This window comes from Paenibacillus sp. N3.4 (genome assembly GCF_008017805.1).
Lineage (GTDB): Bacteria > Bacillota > Bacilli > Paenibacillales > NBRC-103111 > Paenibacillus_E.
The window spans coordinates 147,382-166,548 of sequence record NZ_VRTT01000003.1 but is presented as its reverse complement, the minus strand read 5'-3'; the positions used below and the strand labels follow the sequence as shown (position 1 = coordinate 166,548).

Annotated in this window: 19 protein-coding genes; 1 reads left to right on the top strand and 18 read right to left on the bottom strand. The window is 40.3% G+C overall.

Annotated features, from left to right (window positions below):
• Window positions 1-66: 66 nt before the first annotated feature.
• The 16 genes from FU659_RS03545 to FU659_RS03475 all read right to left on the bottom strand — a co-directional run bounded on the left by FU659_RS03545 (window position 67) and on the right by FU659_RS03475 (window position 15,868).
• The gene (locus FU659_RS03545) at window positions 67-210 is read right to left on the bottom strand and encodes a glycosyltransferase (protein ID WP_147946272.1); all 144 of its coding nucleotides are present in this window, start codon (window positions 208-210) and stop codon (window positions 67-69) included.
• 4 nt (window positions 211-214) lie between these two features.
• Window positions 215-1,405 (bottom strand): glycosyltransferase family protein, encoded by a 1,191-nt coding sequence (locus FU659_RS03540; protein ID WP_147946271.1) that lies wholly within the window; start codon window positions 1,403-1,405, stop codon window positions 215-217.
• A gap of 55 nt (window positions 1,406-1,460) precedes the next feature.
• Window positions 1,461-2,600 (bottom strand): glycosyltransferase family 4 protein, encoded by a 1,140-nt coding sequence (locus tag FU659_RS03535; RefSeq protein ID WP_187273875.1) that lies wholly within the window; start codon window positions 2,598-2,600, stop codon window positions 1,461-1,463.
• A gap of 104 nt (window positions 2,601-2,704) precedes the next feature.
• On the bottom strand, window positions 2,705-3,046 hold the full coding sequence (locus FU659_RS36790) for a glycosyltransferase (RefSeq protein WP_261807585.1): 342 nt from the start codon (window positions 3,044-3,046) through the stop codon (window positions 2,705-2,707).
• Between the two features lie 2 nt (window positions 3,047-3,048).
• Window positions 3,049-3,792, bottom strand: a complete 744-nt coding sequence (locus tag FU659_RS03530) for a glycosyltransferase (protein ID WP_261807584.1) — start codon at window positions 3,790-3,792, stop codon at window positions 3,049-3,051.
• Window positions 3,793-3,807: 15 nt separating this feature from the next.
• Window positions 3,808-4,407: a sugar transferase gene (locus FU659_RS03525; protein ID WP_147946291.1), complete on the bottom strand. Its 600-nt coding sequence runs from the start codon at window positions 4,405-4,407 to the stop codon at window positions 3,808-3,810.
• 72 nt (window positions 4,408-4,479) lie between these two features.
• Window positions 4,480-6,132, bottom strand: a complete 1,653-nt coding sequence (locus FU659_RS03520) for a polysaccharide biosynthesis protein (protein ID WP_397354982.1) — start codon at window positions 6,130-6,132, stop codon at window positions 4,480-4,482.
• Window positions 6,133-6,325: 193 nt separating this feature from the next.
• Window positions 6,326-7,015, bottom strand: coding sequence for a CpsD/CapB family tyrosine-protein kinase (locus FU659_RS03515; protein WP_147946269.1), 690 nt, complete (start codon window positions 7,013-7,015; stop codon window positions 6,326-6,328).
• Window positions 7,016-7,141: 126 nt separating this feature from the next.
• Complete coding sequence (locus FU659_RS03510) at window positions 7,142-7,699, bottom strand: YveK family protein (RefSeq protein WP_261807583.1); 558 nt, start codon at window positions 7,697-7,699, stop codon at window positions 7,142-7,144.
• 141 nt (window positions 7,700-7,840) lie between these two features.
• Window positions 7,841-10,258 carry an S-layer homology domain-containing protein gene (locus tag FU659_RS03505; protein ID WP_187273874.1) on the bottom strand — a complete coding sequence of 806 codons (2,418 nt, stop codon included), beginning with the start codon at window positions 10,256-10,258 and terminating at the stop codon, window positions 7,841-7,843.
• Window positions 10,259-10,289: 31 nt separating this feature from the next.
• Window positions 10,290-11,060, bottom strand: coding sequence for a tyrosine-protein phosphatase (locus FU659_RS03500; protein ID WP_147946267.1), 771 nt, complete (start codon window positions 11,058-11,060; stop codon window positions 10,290-10,292).
• Window positions 11,061-11,446: 386 nt separating this feature from the next.
• Window positions 11,447-11,788 (bottom strand): hypothetical protein, encoded by a 342-nt coding sequence (locus tag FU659_RS35090; protein ID WP_187273873.1) that lies wholly within the window; start codon window positions 11,786-11,788, stop codon window positions 11,447-11,449.
• An 82-nt stretch (window positions 11,789-11,870) separates the two neighbouring features.
• Window positions 11,871-12,203: a hypothetical protein gene (locus tag FU659_RS03490; RefSeq protein WP_147946266.1), complete on the bottom strand. Its 333-nt coding sequence runs from the start codon at window positions 12,201-12,203 to the stop codon at window positions 11,871-11,873.
• Window positions 12,175-12,396: a hypothetical protein gene (locus FU659_RS03485; RefSeq protein WP_147946265.1), complete on the bottom strand. Its 222-nt coding sequence runs from the start codon at window positions 12,394-12,396 to the stop codon at window positions 12,175-12,177. The genes FU659_RS03490 and FU659_RS03485 overlap by 29 nt, the downstream gene beginning before the upstream one ends.
• Before the next feature lie 151 nt (window positions 12,397-12,547).
• Window positions 12,548-14,443, bottom strand: coding sequence for a PrkA family serine protein kinase (locus tag FU659_RS03480; RefSeq protein ID WP_147946264.1), 1,896 nt, complete (start codon window positions 14,441-14,443; stop codon window positions 12,548-12,550).
• 114 nt (window positions 14,444-14,557) lie between these two features.
• On the bottom strand, window positions 14,558-15,868 hold the full coding sequence (locus tag FU659_RS03475; protein ID WP_147946263.1) for a sn-glycerol-1-phosphate dehydrogenase: 1,311 nt from the start codon (window positions 15,866-15,868) through the stop codon (window positions 14,558-14,560).
• A gap of 174 nt (window positions 15,869-16,042) precedes the next feature.
• On the opposite strand from FU659_RS03475, the gene FU659_RS03470 reads away from it, so the two are divergent.
• Window positions 16,043-16,828, top strand: a complete 786-nt coding sequence (locus tag FU659_RS03470) for a DUF2161 domain-containing phosphodiesterase (protein ID WP_315971266.1) — start codon at window positions 16,043-16,045, stop codon at window positions 16,826-16,828.
• Between the two features lie 15 nt (window positions 16,829-16,843).
• Here FU659_RS03470 and FU659_RS03465 read toward each other — a convergent pair whose 3' ends face one another.
• Together FU659_RS03465 and FU659_RS03460 are read right to left on the bottom strand one after the other, a co-directional pair.
• The gene (locus FU659_RS03465; RefSeq protein ID WP_147946261.1) at window positions 16,844-17,791 is read right to left on the bottom strand and encodes an NAD(P)/FAD-dependent oxidoreductase; all 948 of its coding nucleotides are present in this window, start codon (window positions 17,789-17,791) and stop codon (window positions 16,844-16,846) included.
• Window positions 17,792-17,861: 70 nt separating this feature from the next.
• Window positions 17,862-19,091 (bottom strand): MFS transporter, encoded by a 1,230-nt coding sequence (locus FU659_RS03460; protein ID WP_147946260.1) that lies wholly within the window; start codon window positions 19,089-19,091, stop codon window positions 17,862-17,864.
• Window positions 19,092-19,167: the final 76 nt, after the last annotated feature.

The window sequence follows — 19,167 nt, the reverse complement described above, 5'->3', positions numbered from 1 at the left end:
AAAATTATAGTACTTAGGTATATCTAATAATGAGGTGAAATACTTGAGGATTCTTTTTATAGCTGCTCAAGCAATAAGATCCAACTCATCAGTAACAATTATTTCTATATTTTCAAGGGTTTGTTTTTTTATACTATAAAGACATCTCTCAATATATTTTTCCAAGTTATATACTGGTACAATAACACTTACTTTAATTTCTTTATTCATAAAGTTATACCCTGATTTTCTTAAGTAAGTCTGCCGCTATTGCAGCAGGTGATAATTCTTCTACAATACGTGTTACATTACTACCATATTCTGAAAAACGAATTCTATTAATTGCATTTTGTATATCTTCTTTTTTGTTTTCGCAAAAAAAATAACGATCAAATTTTTCAAAAAATATCTTTATTTTTTCAGTTTCACCATCTAAAATAAACAATATTGGTTTTTTTGTTCCCGAATAGTAATATACTTTTGCTGGTATTTGAGTACCCTTTGAATTACACAAATGAATAAATACATCAGTTTTTTTCTCAACTTCTTCTAATTCATCTATTGCAACCCTACTTTTTACATCAATTAATGCTTTACTTTTAAAGGGTTTGTCAGAGTTGCCTCTTATTAATAATCTCAACTTTGATTCTACAGCCGCATCATATAATGGTTTTAAATTTCTAATTTCTGTATTGTAATCACCATAATATCCAAAGACCAAATTTTCACCGTGTGTTTGATTTGGTAGAGACTCATCTTTTTTAAAGTAGGGAATAAGTACGTAGTCAATTTTCTCTGCATATTTTGGAAAGATCTTTCTTTGTTCAGTTGCCGTAAATGGAGAAACATAAATAACATTATTTGCCTTACTAATTAAACGTTCCTCTTCTTTATGAAGTCTTCTCCTAAATATCACATCTTGTCGTGTTATATCAAGATACATTGGGTCTCCCCATAATTGCAGCCACTTACCACAGCTCACCTTTTTACTTTTTAATAACTTTTCAGCAAATAAATGTGAGTGTTTAGGATCAGAGGAAGAGATTACAAGGTCATATACTTCCTTATTAGACTTTATATTTTCTACATTTTTTATCCAACTTTTTTGACTATCATAAATTGAATATTTATAAAATGATTTTCGTATTAATCCCTTTATCGCTGAAACAACAGTGTATCTAAGTTCCCTCTTTTTTTGCTTACTACTTAATATGTTAAAAGTGTTGCTAAGAGGATATTCATCTAATTTTATTCCTATTGGCACCTTGAATCCTGTATCTATTGCTACATGCTCATTAGGTAATTTAGCTGTAATTACTTCTACTTCATGCCCCAATTCTATTAGACCATTAATAAATGCCAAATTCATCATTGTTACTGATGAGTTGGATCTTATTGCTTGAGCAGCTATAAAAAGAATCCTCAAGTATTTCACCTCATTATTAGATATACCTAAGTACTATAATTTTGTATAGATTTTTCTATAAATGTACATATAAATCCGTCAATCGTTTATTCATAATTTTCCAAGCAAAGTATTCATCATAAATCACTTGAGTACGTATCTTCATATTACTCCAATCTTCTATATTTTTTATCAACTCCGATACAGCATGCTCAAAAGACTTTCCATTATATTCAATAGATATACCTATCTTAAATCTTTCAACAGTCTCATCAATCCCAGTTCCCTTTGCTACGATTATCGGTTTACCTAGAAGCATAGCCTCATATAGTTTATTAGGTGATGCATATCGGTGATTGGGGATATCAGGATCATATATCGCAAATAGAACATGACATTTTTGTTCTATTTTTATTACTTTTTCATATGAAATCCTTCCGTAGAAAATAATATTAATACTATTTTCTGCTAAAGCTTTTATATGTTCTTCATACGGACCAAATCCACCTATATGCAATTCCCATTCTTGATGTTCTTGAAATACCTCAAGTATTTCTTTAAGTAGACGACCATCGCTTAATATACCTATATAGGCAAATTTTATTTTATTAACATTAAAAATACTTCTTTCATTTTCAATTACTTTTTCAAACGGAATCTCAAAATCTGGTGAATTATGTATAACACATAATTTCTTAGGTCTACTTTTTGATATTTGTAATTCACGACTTTCATTTACAATAATCACAGCATTTGCTGAATTTATCATGAATATATCAATTTTTTCGATTAATGGTTTTAAAAATCTTGGTACATGGAAAGCATCTACATAGTAATCAAATATATCATATACATACTTTTTATTAAGAAGTTTTGAACAAAACCAAGCAGGTATTACTGTGTCAAAATCACAAGCGTGAATGATTTCATACTCTTTTCGATGTTTAATTAGCCAACTCAACAAACATAATTGAAAAAATAAGAGAGGTAAAAGATTTTTCAATCCACTCCCAAAAGAGGAATCTATGTTAAACCATCTTATCGGCAATGATCCATTCTTAACTTTTATTTCACCATAAACTTCCTTCTTATTCACAGCTAATCTATTCCAAGCTAATATTCTAACTTGATATCCGAGCCCAATTAATGTATTGGCTTCTTTTTCAACACGAGGATCTGGTAAAATAGGGTTAGAACGTAAAAAAACGATATTCATATATTCTCCTGACCTACTATGCATCTATAGTTAATTTTATCTTTTCAAAATAAAATTTCGTCGTTGATATTGTTTTACAAGACATTATATCTTACTTACTTTTTTTATATTTGACTCTTATATAATGTAAATGTCTTGTTAAGCATTTTCTCTATAGTAAACATCTCATTGTAGCGTTCATAACTAGCCTTACCCATTTCTTCTCTTAAAGATTTATTATCTATTAATTTTTGTAAGCAATCCACAAGTGCTGAAACATCACCACGATTAATTAAGAAACCATTTTCATTGTCCTGAACTAGTTCATTAACACCACCTACATCAGATGCAACTATTGGCAATTTAGTTTCCATAGCTTCAATAATACTGATTGGCAGACCTTCATAATTTGAGGAAAGCACAAATATATCGGAACTTATTAATAAGTCTCTTACGTCTCTTCTCATACCTAAAACTCTACAAAGTTATCTAGGTTTAAGTCAGATACTTTCTTTTTGGATTCTTCTAATAACTCCCCATCACCAACTAGTAAAACTTTTATAGAGCCTGTTATTTTTTTCAATGCTAAAAACAATGTATTATAATCCTTTTGAGCAGAAAACCTTGCCACCATGATAATTTTTACAGTATTCTCTTTAGTTACCGTTTTAAATGAAATCTCTTCCTTCTTTACTCCATTATGTATTGTTAATAATTTATTTTTATTACCAACCTTGTTTCTCAATGCTAGATTTCTATCGAAATCTGAAACACAAATAATCATGTTTGTGCAGACAGCTCCTAATTTTTCAATTAAAGTAAAAAGGACTCTCTTAGATTTGGATACTCCTTCTGTAAAAGCCCATCCATGAGCTGTAAAAATTACAGGCACTTTACTTATTTTACACGCAACTCTTCCGATTATTCCCATCTTGGAAGAATGTAAATGTACTAAATTAGGCTTTTCTTTATTTATAATCTGCATAAACCTGGTTACTGCCTTTAGATCCTTAATAACATGTATATCACGTATCAATGTATCCAATATTACGACTTTAACTCCAATTTCTCTAACTCGTTCGGTTAACTCTCCTTCTTCCCCTGATACTAGAATACATTCGTATCTTTTCTCTAATGCATGTTTAATTAAATCAAACACATGAACCTGTGCTCCGCCCCATTCTGCTCTTGTTATAGCATAAAGTATTCTCATAAAAACCCCTCTTAATTATTTTATTGATTCTTCGGTGAATCCTTCCTTCACCCCATTGGTTGCTATGACACTAAATATTGTCAAGAAAAAAATCTTAATATCTATCATGTAATTCATTTTTCGATAATAAAATCCATCTAACTCCACTTTTTTAGATATGGCTAGTTCGTCACGACCATTAATCTGAGCCCAGCCGGTAAGTCCAGGGCGTATATCATTTACTTGAAGAAGATCCCTTGCAGAAATTAAATCATATTGATTCCAAAGTGCAGGTCTAGGTCCGACAATACTCATTTCACCCTTTAGAATATTTAATATTTGTGGTAATTCGTCCATGCTTGATTTTCTAAGAAATTTTCCTACCTTAGTAATAAAAGCATCTGGATTTTTCAAAATGTGCGTCGGCATATCCTTTGGTGTATCTATCTTCATAGTTCTAAACTTCAGTATATAAAAATACTTTTTATTTCTCCCCATACGTTTTTGCCTGAAAAATACAGGACCTTTAGAGTCAATTCTAATGAGTATTGCTATTATTAAAAATATAGGCCATAGGATAACTATAGCAAAAAAAGAAAATACAAAATCTATAATTCGTTTTATTATTGGATACAGATTCACACAAACACCCTTCCAAATTATTCATATAAACATGCATAGTTAAAATATACATATTCTTAATACTCTTCACCCAACATTACTAAAACTAGGAACCAAAACCTTCACAGCCTCCCGAACAGTCCCCTGTTCCTCACCAATCGCCTTCTCCAAGCGTTTTATCTCTATCGCTAATTCACTCTGACTTATCTTCAAAGGACTACCTACAAAAATGCGATCATGCGTCGTATTTTGAATGGCTTCTTCATTAAGAAGCAGTTCCTCATATAACTTCTCACCCGGACGAATTCCCGAGAATTCGATTTCCATATCAATACCTGGTTCAAACCCAGACAAGCGAATGAGGTCAATCGCTAGATCTACGATCTTCACAGGCTCGCCCATATCAAGAATGAATATTTCCCCACCCTTAGCAAAAGCGCCAGCTTGAATAACTAGCTGAACAGCCTCAGGAATGGTCATAAAGTACCTCACCATCTCAGGGTGGGTAACGGTTACGGGACCACCTAATGCAATTTGCTCTTTGAAGTGCGGGATGACACTCCCACGACTGCCCAATACATTGCCGAAACGGACAGCGACGAATTTGGTCTCGCTGACACGGTCCAAACTTTGAATAATAAGCTCAGCAATTCGTTTGGTCGCTCCCATAATACTTGTTGGATTGACTGCTTTATCGGATGAGACGAGTACAAATCTTTCTGCTTGAAATTGATTTGCGCATTCTGCAACATTTTTGGTGCCAAATACATTGTTTTTAATAGCTTCAGCAGGATTGCGTTCCATCAAAGGGACATGTTTATGCGCTGCCGCGTGGAAAATAACCTTCGGTTGAAAAATAAGGAAGACTTCTTCCATACGTATTTTATCTTGAACGTCTGCAATCACAGGTTCAATGATCAAACTCGGATATAGTCTTTTCATTTCTTTTTCAATCAAATAAATACTGTTTTCTCCATGCCCGAGCAAAATTAGTTTAGTAGGCTTGAAAGGAGCAATTTGTCTGCACAGCTCGGAACCAATGGAGCCTCCAGCTCCTGTAACTAGTACAACTTTATCTTTGACATAATTGGCAATGCCCTCTAAATCAACGTTTATTGGATCTCTTCCCAACAAGTCTTCTACTTGAACATCTCGAATTGCATTTATTGTAACTTTTCCCTCAATCAAATCGTTAATCCGGGGGATGATTTTCATTCTTGCTTTGGTATGCTTGCATATATCAATAATTTCAGAAATTTCGATTTTGGGTACAGATGGCATAGCTATGATGATTTCATCAATATGATATTGTTCAACAGCTCTAATAATCTCATTACGCCCGCCAAGAACAGGAGTCCCTATAACTTGATGGTTAATTTTGCCCAGGTCGTCATCAATAAAAGCAACCGGATAAATCGGAGAGTTTGGATTAAATTTCAATTCCTTGGCAATCAGTATGCCGCAATCTCCTGCGCCAATAATAAGTGCCTGCTGTTGATTCGTTTTCTTCTTATAATACTTGTCTCTAAACATTCTCCAAACAAATCGGCTTGCTCCGATAATAAGAACCATGTTCTCCAGTATGCGAACAAAGATGGAAATAGGCATTCTTTGTTGAAGAACCAAAGAGACAATAATAAAGGATATTGCACAGGTCACAATTACGGCTTTAACAATCGAGATAACCTCGCCTATACTGGCATACTCCCATATGCGCTTGTACATCTTGAAATAAGACATGCTTGCGGCTCCTACGATCATGGAGATTGCTGCATATTTGAAGCAATTATTCAAATAGACCTGCGGAATATGCCCATCAAACCTCAATAGGTACGCAATGAATACGCTCATCCATATTAATATCATATCAAGTAGAACGAGTATAGACTTTCTGCTGAACAAATTCATCATGATCCCTCACTAGCTGTTCATTCTATTGACTCTCACCATAATAATAGTAGTAGTAGGCCTCTTTATTTTTACGGTCTACGTTATTCAGGACGACGCCGAGTATTCTTGCTCTTACATTTTCTAAGTTTTGCTTTGCTTTAAGCGCTGCATCTCTTTTTACTTTGTCAGAATCGACAACCAAGATAACGCCATCTACACGAGTCGCTATAATTTGTGAATCGGTGACCGCAATAGCTGGCGGAGTATCAATAAGGATGATATCAAACTGCTCTTTAAGCTCATCTAAAGTGCTGATCATTTTCTTGGATGCCAGTATTTCAGACGGATTAGGCGGGATAGGACCAGATGAAATGATTGTCAAATTCGGAATAAATGTCTCTTGCAGCACTTCACGGATGGTTAGTTGATTCGTCAGTAAATTCGTTAATCCCCAGCGGTTAGAAACAATAAAGGTATGATGCATTGTCGGTTTTCTGAGATCAGCGTCAATAACCAATACCTTCTTGTCTGCTTGTGCATAGGCAACCGCAAGGTTGGTAAGTGTTGTTGACTTTCCTTCTCCAGGACCCGCTGAAGTAACCATAATTACTCTCAATTCTTCGTCTATCGAGGAAAATTGAATATTGGTTCTGAGCGTCCTATAAGCCTCGGATATGGGAGACTTGGGATTTTGGTGGGTAATAATCGGCCTTCTATTAGTTGAATTTGACATGCGATGTCTCTCCTACCCTTTGCTCTTGTGTTTGTTTACTCTGATGTTGATAATCTTCCAATCTAATCTTCGTTATCATCGTTAACGTTGGAAGCCCTAAGTATTCCTGAACATCTGCTTCTGTTTTCAACTTATCATTAAATATTCAAGCAAGAAACTAATGCCTAAAGCAATCATCAATGACACAACAAAGCTAATCGCAATATTTAAATTTTTATTCGGCTTCACCGGAACAGGTTTGCTTATTACCTTGGCTTCATTTAATAAGGAAATATTATCCACTTTCATGATCTTCGGAATTTCACTTTGGAACACTTTGGATACCGCATTTACAATGTCGGCCGCTCGATCATATGATTGATCTTGCACAATAAGTGTCATAACTTGTGTATTGTTAACCGAGCTTACTTTGACCTTCTGGACTAACTGCTCAGCAGTAATATTCAAATCCGGGAAATCTACAACCACTTTATCCATAATTCTAGGTGTCTTGATAATTTCCTTATAGGTATCAATTAATCTGATATTCAAGTTAACCGTATTTAAGTCTACTTGCGTTGCGCCTATCTGATCATTAGATTTAATGACAATTAATTTTGTAGAAGCTTCATAAATGGGTTGCAAAAACATGTAACTAACAACGGCTGTTAATCCTGTTGCAAGTAAAACTATGGTCGTTATCATCCACACCCTTTTACGTAATATTCTTAGGTAATCTCTTAAATCCAGTTCCATTACTTTCCCTCCGTATCTATGCTGTCACTAGAAAATATAAGGAATCCCCCCCGATGAAGAGAGGAGGATTCCTCCTGCTTGCTGCTTTTCTTATTTATTCAGCAGACGATAGATCACAACCGCTGCTTGAGCACGCGTGGAGTTGGCATTCGGATTAAACAAATCGCCTTCTTCACCAACAATAATACCTTGGCTCGCTGCAAGAGCAACACCATTTTTCAAAGAAGCATTAATTGTTCCTACATCTTTAAATCCTTTTAGAACATCGTCAATCTTAGTGACTTCAAGTGATGCACCTTTAAGTGCCAGAGCACGGGATGACATAACAGCCATCTCAGCACGTGTAATTTGTCCATTTGGATCAAATGTAGTTGCTGTTTTGCCATTTACAATTCCGCTCTTCACGGCAGAAGCCACATAAGGTTTGAACCAATCGGAATCATTCACATCATCGAAGCTTTGAGTCGCGCTAGCGTTCTCCAAATTGAAAGTTTTTACAATTAATTTAGCGAATTCCGCACGAGTGACAAGTCCATTCGGATCAAATTTTTGCTCACCACGGCCTTCCAGAATTCCTTTGGCTGCGGCTACTTGAATTTGTCTGCCAGCCCATGCTTTAACGGAAGCTGTATCACCGAAGGATACTTGGTTTTCAACGACAGTATACGTGGAGAAGGAGTTACGAACACCTGTTAGAACACCATTTGTATACTTACCACCGTAGAATTCCAATTTTCCATCTACGATTTTGGCAAGAGACAATAACTCAGTATCGAATTGTGTGCCATTTGGAATCGGAATCTTCACTTCAACTGGTGTATTGAAGCTACCTACTTTATTACCACCTGAAGTAAATTCGAATTCGTATACGCCCGACGCTAAAGCAAGCTTAGTGATACTCGATGCAACAGTTGCATCTTGGTTCGTCACTTTTAATGTTGTATCTGAACTGAACTCTGATGGATTTACACTTAATGTCAGTCCGTTTAATCCAACTGCGACTTTTTCGATTCTGCCTGCTACAGCTGCTGCAAGTAAATCTTTAGGGAAAGGAATCTCCGTTGTTTTGGCACTGATTGTTCCAAAATCAAGTGTAAGCTGAACTTTTTCCGTTTTTAAGCTTGAGTTTAAAGCTACTAATTTATCATTGATTAATTTAGTTTGATCAACAATGTCTTTTACTTTAGCTACAAGTCCAGTAACATCTAAATTCGGCTTAGCGGTTCCATTATCAGTCGTCACAATAGATGCAAGATCTAGTGTAGATAATTTGGTAATAGCTGTATTCGCTTTATCTTGAGCATCTTTAAGTATCTCTTGTTTTTTCTCTTCCGTTGCTCCGGCGAAATCTTTGAATAGATTTGTTAATTCGGAGATAGCTTTGTCAGCTACGCTTTGAACGCCGCCTCCACCGCCTCCGCCACCAACATTTGACGAGCTTTCAGTAGATAATGTTATTTTGCTAGGTGAGATATATAGAAGCATTCCGAACTTGAAATCTTTAGCTTGGACGACGCTGCTGCCTGATGTGGTGCTGTTTAGTACGAAAGAATTTCCGTTATAGGAGATAGATGGATCTTGTGCACTCCATGTAATAAAGGTATTAGGTACTAAAAATCCGAAGACCTTTAGACCAGGAGTTACTGAACTCAAAGTACTTGCTGTAGCAGCATATACGATATCATCTTTAAGAAGATAACGAACAGCAGCTGATTCAAGTGCAGTTCTGGCAGTTTTTGCATCTACCGTTGAGTTAGTATCATCATTAATATAGTTCGCAATTCTATTTTGAACGGCATCCAAATCATTTAATGAAATTTTATAGTAGTCCAATAGCTTGCTGATAAGTAACGTATCGGATGTGATAACATCTTTTTTCACGATTGTATTCACTGCATTCTTGATAACTTGCGAATCCACGGAAGTTCCTGTTAGTGCAGCTACTAACGCTTCCTTAAGTGTTGATTTATTTTCAGGCTTATTTAATGCAGCGAGTGCTGCATTTTGGAAATCAACTACATCACTTTTTTTCAATCCATTTGCTTCATCAATCCCAGCAAGACCAGCAGCTGTAAATAAATCATTCAATACTTGACGCTTAGTTGGGTCATTTATCAATGCAGCAAGTGCATCACTAGAGCCGTCATAAAATAAATTTAGACCATTAATAAGATCAAAAAGCGTGCTAGCGGCAATACCAGGTGCTTTGGCATGAACTCGGTCTACAATTTCTTGAGCTAACTCTTCTTTTTTAGAGTCGCCTAGTAAATCTAAATTTAAAGCTACATAATCTCTAACCGCAGCTACCTGCGCAGCGCCTTGTGTATCTCTTGCAAGTTCAGCTTTCAAAGCATTCAATTGATCGAAAGCAGATGAAGCAGAAGCGACACCAGCCGTGATTCCTAGTTTGCCAGCCAGACCTTTCTCGCTTAATGGAAGTCCTGCAATAGATGCAAACAGCATGCTAGCTGCCAGCGTTGTTACGGTTAATTTTTTCTTCATCGTCATGCTAACTTTCACCTCATTCAATTTAGTTTCTTTATTTTGATTTCCAAAACTGAAACCATTTTGGTTTCGTCCAAACAGGCTCGTAAGTTTCGATAGGTAAATCATGGATGATGCTGTTGGCATGGTTTTGGAAAGAATCCACAATGTCGGTTCCAAGTCTTTTCTGCAAAAGCTCATAGGCTTCTGCGAGTGCGAAAGCTCGGGTTGTTGAGTTATGGGCATCAGAAGCTACGAAATGGGCCAGATGATTATTACACATATCAAGAGAAATTTGCTGAATTTGTTTACCGAAGTCACCAAGTAGAGAATGGGCTGTTATCTGAGACAAGGCTCCCAAGTTAACTAACTCTATGAGTTTTGTCGGATTTTCGTAAATTTCACTATTTCGCTCAGGATGAGCGATAATAGGCACCAAATTTAATAAACGGAGTTCATGCACCATATCCTTCATCCCAGAAGGAATGCGATCGGATGGAAATTCCAACAAAATATACCGAGATTTATGTAAGGTGGATGACTTGTTTGCTTCAATATCTTCAATTAACCTGCGATACACGCGAATTTCCTGTCCCGTATGTATGCTGAGAGGGATGTTCCTATTATCCAATTCTTGTTGGAAAGCTTTAACGCGCTCCTTGACGAACTCTGTCTCATTAGAAAATCTTCCATTCTCATGATGAGGGGTTGCTATAACTTTCTGTATGCCCTGTCTTACAGCCTGACGTGCCATTTCTAAGGATTTCTCTAAATCAATAGCCCCGTCATCAATCCCTGGCAGTATATGACTGTGAATATCAATCATGGGAAACTCCATTTCTCATTCTTATGACGCTGACACCATACTACGATTTTCAGCAATTTTTGCATATGTGTTCCCTTGAAGTTTAGCATATATGTAAAATCTTGCCTACGTCCCAACCTACTAAATGAGCAAATATACCTAAATTTAATCAGAACTTTATGAAAAAAGTGTGAACGTAATAATTCTATTTTTTCAGAAAATTCATAACACATAATTTGTTAGTTCATCATATATAATTTCCAGCAAATATTCTGTTTGTTTAGACACAAAACGTGAAATTTCGACTATATTTCTCATCAAAAACAAAAGCCTCCTTTTCAAAAATAGAAAAGAGGCTTGTATATAAACTCACTTGGTTTATCTGACTGGTATCATCCTGTTGTTATTTAAATACCATCAACCGGTGAATAATAAGGACATGGATATGGGTAATCCTGGTAAGGATAAGGATAAGGATAGGGATAGGGATATGGATATGGATAATACGGTTGCGTTGCACCTATCAAGTAAGGAGCTACAACCCATGGAAACAAATTATTTACTCCTCCGAAGCCAGGGCCAAATCCATGACCATGACCATGCTCGAAGCCGTGGCCAAATCCATGACCATGACCATGCTCGAACCCGGGACCGCCATGACCTATGCCTCCTCCACCATGGCCAAACCCACCGCCACCATGACCCCCTCCAACAGGTGGTCGAAATTGTTGTTCTTCTTGTTCTGTCATCTTCTAGATCACTCACATTCTGTATGGTTTATTTACCTACCATACTCTATGTGTGCGAATGCCTAGTTGGTGATTATTTCTCCTATATATAGGCGGTATTTATTTTTTTTCTGTCTTTCCAAACCTCACAAAGACCGACGAAAAAAACAACAATCGTAGTCATGACAATAAATCGAAAATCCCACGGATTAGGAAAATCATTAACCTGCGTATCCGATACTCGTAAAACAAGAACGAACAAGAGCAAGACCAGATCAAAAAACATACAGTATGCCATACGAGCTGAAAGTTTATAGAGAGGCAGCTTATCCATCATTTTTCCAAAACCAAAAATATCTGACCATTTTTCATTAGGTTTTTTCTGGGGGGATTTGTCCTCTTCTCGATCAGTGATCGATTTCTGCTCGTTTTGCATGTTGGTTGACTGCTCTCTGTAGGGACTCATTGAAATCTAGCCACATTAATATGGCTCCTCCGAAGCTGATTCCCACAATGAATATCCCCCCCAACGGTGACAACAGCTTCACCTCCCAAGTCATCATAAAAGCTAGAAAACTCATTGTAAATAAAAAAATCGAACCTGCCTTCTTCATCGAATTTACTACCATGATCGCCTGCACCTCCCTCGCACTTTGATAACACAGTATATGAGAGTTTGCTAGATTCGGCATGGACAAAAGATCAGGTTGACAAGCACAATGAAAAGGACTGGAGGCTATGTCCTAGTCCTCTAGTCCTTTGGTTTTATCCTTACTGCACTTACCGATTGAGCAAGCTTCCGACATAACGCAGCAGTTCATTAGCGCATACTGGACAATAACCATGCTCATCAATTAATTGTTTGGTCACGTCATTGATTTTCTTTAATTGCTTCTCATCCGGCGTTTTGGATGACGTCGTGATCTTGACGATATCCTTAAGATCGGCAAATAGCTTTTTCTCTATAGCTTCCCGGAGCCGTTCATGGCTGCTGTAATCGAATTTCCGCCCTTTGCGGGAGTAGGAGGATATGCGAATAAGAATCTCTTCTCGGAATGCTTTTTTGGCATTTTCCGAAATGCCAATTTGCTCTTCAATGGAACGCATCAGACGCTCATCGGGATCCATTTCTTCCCCTGTCAGAGGATCCTTAATTTTAGCCCAATTGCAGTAAGCTTCAATGTTGTCGAGATAGTTATCGAAAATCGTTTTAGCCGATTCCTCGAAGGAATAAACAAAGGCTTTCTGCACTTCTTTCTTCGCAATATCATCATACTCTTTGCGGGCTACGGAAATGAAGTTGAGGAAGCGCTCGCGTTCATCCTTAGTAATAGACGGATGTTGATCGAGGCCGTCTTTCAATGCACGCAGCACATCCAACGCATTAATGCATTGAAGATCTTGACGAATTAATGCACTTGATATGCGGTTAATGACATATCGCGGATCAATGCCGCTCATGCCTTCTTCCAGGAATTCATTTTGCATTTCTTTTAAATCAGCTTCTTTGTAGCCCTCCACAACTTCACCATCGTACATTCGCATTTTTTTCACAAGGTCCATACCCTGTTTCTTTGTTTCTTTAAGTCTTGTTAGGATAGAGAAAATAGCGGCCACTCGAAGGGCATGAGGGGCTATATGCACATGCGACATGTCGCTTTGACCGATAAGTTTATAATAAATTTTCTCTTCATCCGACACGCGAAGGTTATACGGGATGGGCATGACAATCATCCGTGATTGCAAAGCCTCATTTTTCTTATTGGCAATGAATGACTTATATTCTGTTTCATTCGTGTGAGCGATGATAAGCTCATCCGCGCTAATTAATGCGAATCTGCCCGCCTTGAAGTTGCCTTCTTGCGTAAGCGAAAGTAGGTTCCAAAGGAATTTCTCATCACATTTCAACATTTCTTGGAACTCCATAATGCCCCGATTCGCTTTATTCAATTCTCCGTCGAAACGGTAGGCGCGCGGATCCGATTCCGAGCCAAACTCCGTGATCGTAGAGAAATCAATACTTCCTGTCAAATCGGCAATATCCTGGGATTTCGGATCGGAAGGACTGAATGTACCAATACCTACACGCGCCTCTTCAGAAATGAACACACGCTCGACAAACACATCTTCGATACAGCCTTTATACTCCGTTTTCAGACGCATTTGGCAAGATGGGCATAATGTGCCTTCAATCTTCACTCCCAGCTCTCGCTCAATCTCAGGACGCAGCTCCATTGGAATGAGGTGAAGCGGGTCCTCATGCATCGGACACCCTTTAATCGCGTAAACAGCCCCTAGTTCAGTTTTGGCGAATTGCTCCAACCCACGTTTCAGCATGGTCACAATGGTGGATTTACCACCACTTACTGGGCCCATTAGCAGTAAAATGCGTTTGCGAACATCCAATCGACGAGCAGCGGAGTGAAAATATTCTTCTACCAGCTTTTCGATCGCACGATCTAAACCGAATATCTCCTGGTTGAAAAATTTGTAGGATTTATGCCCGCTTTGGTCATTAATTCCTTGCGAGGCAATCATATCATAGACTCTTGAATGCGCTGTTCTCGCAAGGCCGGGATTTTTGCGAAGCAATTCTATGTACTCCGCGAACGTACCGGTCCAGCTCAATGAATCCTTCTCCGTACGATGCTCTGTTATCCTCTTGAATATGTCCATGGGTACCTCCTTTCACTGCTGCCGTTCAAAATCAGGTCAGCTCGTGATGGTGAATTGTGTATTACAATCCTATGCGCCCATGAAGGATAACTTGCCCGAAATTTTAAAGACAGTTCAATTTCCCAACTGCCGCTGTAAGCGCAAGATCGTGAAACGGTTGCGCACAAAAAGCGCATCCTGCAGGGACGCCTCTACGAGCGCTGGCTCAACGCCGAGCTGCTCAGGCGTTACCGGTCCCTGCACCGCCTTGAGCCAGGCCATCAGCTGCTCAGGTGTAGGAACTGCTCGGGCGGTGGCCTGCACATCGCCCCATTTCTCGACGATGCGAGCCTTCAAGGCGTACGCATCAAGGGCAGTGCCACTCGCCGGAAAATTCTCGGCGATGACCTGCTCCGCCATGTCCCCATAGGCTTGCCGGATGCGTTCCGCATCCGTAAGCCGACTGGGGACCTCGCTTTGCGCGAGGCGCACAGCGGCCTCGTCGGCCGTGATGCCCAGCAGCGCCTGATAGCGCTGTGCCATGAGCACGGTCGCGACGCCGACCTTCGCGCCGTGCAGCAGCGCCCGGCGGCGCTGCTGCAGAAGCACCATCTCCCAGTAGTGGGAGAGATGGTGCTCAGCCCCGGAGGCCGGCCGTGAGTGGCCGACCAGGAGCATGGAAAGGCCTGACAGGATCAGGCCTTCCATTAGCCTAAGCAAGCCGAGATCGGTGCGCTGCGCGATCTCGGAAAGATGGGCTGTGCACAGTTCCACAGCCTCCAGTGTCAAACGAGCGCTCAGCTCGCAGTAATGCTCGCTGAGCAGAACGCGGCCGAGCGACCAGTCGGCCAGCGAGGTATGCTTGCCGAGCATGTCGCCAAGCCCGGCCGCGATCATCGCTTGCGGCGCCTCCGCCAGCAGCGCAAGATCGGCGAAGATCGCCTGCGGTGCGCTAGCAGGGATCGTCTGCTTGAAGCCGCGGACGATAAGCGGCGCCCCAACAGACGCGAAACCGTCGACGGACGGCGCTGTCGGCACAGATAAAAACGGCCGCTTCGTGCGGTGCGCGACGAAACGTACGATATCGTGCACCGTGCCGGCGCCAACAGCCACCAACATCTGCGACGAAAGCGGCGTATCGAGCAGTACCTGCACGATAGCCTCTTCATCCGCAGCCACTTCACCCATCGCATTCTCACGAATGACGCTGACGGATACCTTCACCTGCGCGGCTTTCAGCAGCGCGCACAATTTTTCTCCCGCCGCATGATTTGTCCTATCGTCCGCAACCAGCGTCACTTCTCCATAGCCGGCCTCCTTCACATAACCGGCAACCTGATCTATAGCTCCCCGTTCAATAACGATACGCCGTATAGGCACCTCATGCCGATTTCCACACTCGCATTCAAAGCTTTTTCTAAGCCATGCATTCAACTTATCACTCATCTTCTTTTCCTCCTTAGATTCTGCCACTGGCCTTTACTATTTCCGTATCTTTTTCTATGATCAAGGGATGTTGAACACCTTGCCGTTAATCCATTTAACGGTCTTATCTGCCTGTCTCATTTAACATGTACGTACAAGTTACTTCTCCCCTATTCTAGCAAAACCTATGCTATAATGAAACACATTCTGACTATGCTCATCGCCAAGGAGACGGAGGACGCTTATCTCATGCCCATCCACACAGAAACCGAGCTATACGCACCGATTAAACAGTATTTTGAACAACGTGGCTACACCGTTAAAGGCGAAGTCAAACATTGTGACTTGGTGGCTATTCGCGGTGAAGAGCCCCCCGTTGTTGTCGAGCTGAAGAAGAGTTTCAACATACCGCTTCTCGTACAAGGAATCGATCGTCTGCGCTTAACACAAGAGGTGTATGTGGCATTCGAGCTTCCAAACAAAGGCCGTGCTCCTCACAGGCTGCAGTGGGAGGAAATTCGACGACTCTGCCGCATGCTGGGCTTAGGCGTCATTACTGTACAATTTTACCAACGCAAACAACCCGCAGTAAATATCGTCTGCGAGCCCACACCTTATGTCTTACGTGCTAATAAACGAGCTGCCTTGCAAGTCGTTCATGAGTTTCATGAACGCAGCGGCGACTATAATGTCGGTGGAAGTACCCAGCAGAAGCTGATGACCGCCTATCGTGAAAAATCACTTCATTGTGCCTACCTACTGCGTGAGCATGGCCCCTTGAGCCCTCGTCGGCTTCGCGAGTTCACTAGCAATAAAGCCGTTAGCTCGCTTTTGCAAAAAAATTATTACCGCTGGTTTATACGACAAAGCCGCGGCATTTATTATCTTACTCCAAGCGGTGAGCAAGCATTAACGGAATATGCCCATGTACTTACGGCTTTCACATTCCAAACATCCTCCGAACAACTCGTTGATGTTTAGATTATCATTCCCTTCTTAAATGCGAACGGCGACCTCACGGATGTTGGCTTCTTTCATCAATATCAACGCCTTATTCATCCAGATGGCCGCTTGCGCCCCTTCGCCCATGGCAATGGTCACTTGTTCAGCATGAACGCCTACATCCCCAGCTGCCCATACGAACGGAACACTCGTCATTTTACTTCGCGAATCGGTCATAATATGACGATTCTCCATGCGTTCAGCGCCCAGCTGGCGCGCCAAATCTGACTTAACTTCATTCCTACCGAAGGCAATGAACCCCCGTTCCGCATCGATTTGTTGGCCATTCGTTAAATAAACGCCGCCGAAACGACCAAGACTTTGAGTAATAACTTCATGAATATCTTCCGCTATGTAAGTAATTCCTGATTTCATGATATCGGCAAGAAGCTCGCTGCCGATCGCTTGCTGCTGATGGTTTATATAAATCAGCCTATTGGTTCTATTCCTAAGCAATAAGGCCATCCTCGCCCCAGCTTCTCCAGAACCCATGACAATGGTTTGCTTGTCTTTAATTTCATAGCCGTCACAATCGGGACAAACATAAACCGTAAGTCCTAGACAATCCTTCAGCCCCGGCAGCTCAGGCATACGATCAAGCAGTCCTGTTGCGAGGAGAAGCGTAGAGGCTTCATACCCATTTCCTGACTTCCCCCACAGCTCAAAGCCATGACCAGGCTTCCCCTTGCTGGCCGCATGGACAACTTCATCGCTCACAAAACGAATACCTAGCTTCTCTGCTTGTTGTCTCCCTACTCGGCGCAGTTCTTCGCCTGAGATGCCTTCTGGCCACCCCAATATATTATGATAGCTTTTGCAGAGCGTAGATCGCCCATAGCCCCTATCAATGACAAGTACATGGTGCTCGTATCTTCCCAACTGGATCGCTGCTTGCAACCCAGCAATGCCGCCCCCAATAATGATGCTGTCAAACTGCTCCATTTGCTTTTGGCCCTCTTTTCCTAAGATCCTCTTCCTAGGATAACCGGGTTATTGCTCATTCATGCTCATATTACTTATTCTTGACGGACCATACTAAAGCGATCTGTGTCAAGGAAGCCGACATTAGAATCCAAGGAATCCATCCACCGTCTAAATCACTCCCAAACGTAATTAAACAAATAATAGAAATAATCCTTCCCACGTTTAGAAAAAACTCTCTGACAACAACGCTCTCTACTTTCAGTTCTCCTTTTAACGGCAGCTTGGAAATGAGTCCATAATAATAGCCGGTCATCGTATTCCCTTGTAGAGGTGAAAAGATCGAGTACAGAATCATAAAACCTACAACAGACCATACATTAATGCTCCCTAATAAGAGAGACACACCGACTAAATAACCAAGCGTCGAGAAGGCCAAATATTTTCTGGCTTTGCTGGAGTCCGCATATTTGGATATAAAAATACCTGTCACGATGCTTAAACTGGAGTACAGAACGCCCAAATAACCGACGATATCTTCTCGGGGCATGACCTTAAATAAAAGGATGTTAGGCAAAAACAACATCGTCCCCTGAAGCAATCCGATCCCCAAAAAACCAAAAAGCGCTTTCAACCAATCGCGTTCTTTCTTCATGAGAAGACCGGTTAATTTCAAGTAGTATACTTTGTGATGGCCACTTGAAGCCTTGATTTTCAATGAAATGATAGCAGCTAGCAAAAACATACAGAAAGCAATGGAAAAGACGATCGTATATCCGCGAAGTCCCTCTTGCAAACGAATAATGAACCCTGCCAAAGCAGGTCCCGCTAACGTTGCCGCAGTGAAAAAGATCATATTAAATGCCAAATACCGAATCCGATTTTGCTCTGTGGAAACGTCATACATCAACGTTAAATAACCGACCCAATAGAAGGCGGCTGCAAGTCCGTTGAAGATGGCAAAAAGGAAATAATATTCGACCAATCTTTCTTGGGCGATAATAACGCTCAAATAAAATAGACCAACCAGCATAATCCCTAGTCTATATGAGACCATCCGATCTTTCTTCTTAATCATCAAACCGCCAATAGCAAAGCCAATCGGAGTTAATATGTAAACAATCATACTGTAAATCCCATTTACAGCGACACTGTGTGTCAGACGCCATAAATATAAGTTTAAAAATACCCCCGACATGGAAGCGCCAAACTGAAAGGTAGAATGAATAATTAATGAAATAATTGCTTCACGGGATAGCTGCTTCTCTCGTGGAAGCGCATTTTTTTTACTTTGCAGCCAAGTCCTGATACCTGTTTTCATCTTAGCCCTCCAGTCTTTCTTCATTGTAACAGGCTATTCCTATCCTGTTAAACGGCAAAAAGCCTCAGCATTGACG

Bases quoted from the DNA above. Each gene is read 5' to 3' on its own strand.
- FU659_RS03545 (WP_147946272.1), bottom strand. From the start codon at position 210: ATGAATAAAGAAATTAAAGTAAGTGTTATTGTACCAGTATATAACTTG.
- FU659_RS03535 (WP_187273875.1), bottom strand. From the start codon at position 2,600: ATGAATATCGTTTTTTTACGTTCTAACCCTATTTTACCAGATCCTCGT.
- FU659_RS36790 (WP_261807585.1), bottom strand. From the start codon at position 3,046: ATGAGAAGAGACGTAAGAGACTTATTAATAAGTTCCGATATATTTGTG.
- FU659_RS03530 (WP_261807584.1), bottom strand. From the start codon at position 3,792: ATGAGAATACTTTATGCTATAACAAGAGCAGAATGGGGCGGAGCACAG.
- FU659_RS03520 (WP_397354982.1), bottom strand. From the start codon at position 6,132: ATGTCTTATTTCAAGATGTACAAGCGCATATGGGAGTATGCCAGTATA.
- FU659_RS03515 (WP_147946269.1), bottom strand. From the start codon at position 7,015: ATGTCAAATTCAACTAATAGAAGGCCGATTATTACCCACCAAAATCCC.
- FU659_RS03510 (WP_261807583.1), bottom strand. From the start codon at position 7,699: ATGATAACGACCATAGTTTTACTTGCAACAGGATTAACAGCCGTTGTT.
- FU659_RS03505 (WP_187273874.1), bottom strand. From the start codon at position 10,258: ATGACGATGAAGAAAAAATTAACCGTAACAACGCTGGCAGCTAGCATG.
- FU659_RS03500 (WP_147946267.1), bottom strand. From the start codon at position 11,060: ATGATTGATATTCACAGTCATATACTGCCAGGGATTGATGACGGGGCT.
- FU659_RS35090 (WP_187273873.1), bottom strand. From the start codon at position 11,788: ATGACAGAACAAGAAGAACAACAATTTCGACCACCTGTTGGAGGGGGT.
- FU659_RS03490 (WP_147946266.1), bottom strand. From the start codon at position 12,203: ATGCAAAACGAGCAGAAATCGATCACTGATCGAGAAGAGGACAAATCC.
- FU659_RS03485 (WP_147946265.1), bottom strand. From the start codon at position 12,396: ATGGTAGTAAATTCGATGAAGAAGGCAGGTTCGATTTTTTTATTTACA.
- FU659_RS03480 (WP_147946264.1), bottom strand. From the start codon at position 14,443: ATGGACATATTCAAGAGGATAACAGAGCATCGTACGGAGAAGGATTCA.
- FU659_RS03475 (WP_147946263.1), bottom strand. From the start codon at position 15,868: ATGAGTGATAAGTTGAATGCATGGCTTAGAAAAAGCTTTGAATGCGAG.
- FU659_RS03470 (WP_315971266.1), top strand. From the start codon at position 16,043: ATGAAACACATTCTGACTATGCTCATCGCCAAGGAGACGGAGGACGCT.
- FU659_RS03465 (WP_147946261.1), bottom strand. From the start codon at position 17,791: ATGGAGCAGTTTGACAGCATCATTATTGGGGGCGGCATTGCTGGGTTG.
- FU659_RS03460 (WP_147946260.1), bottom strand. From the start codon at position 19,091: ATGAAAACAGGTATCAGGACTTGGCTGCAAAGTAAAAAAAATGCGCTT.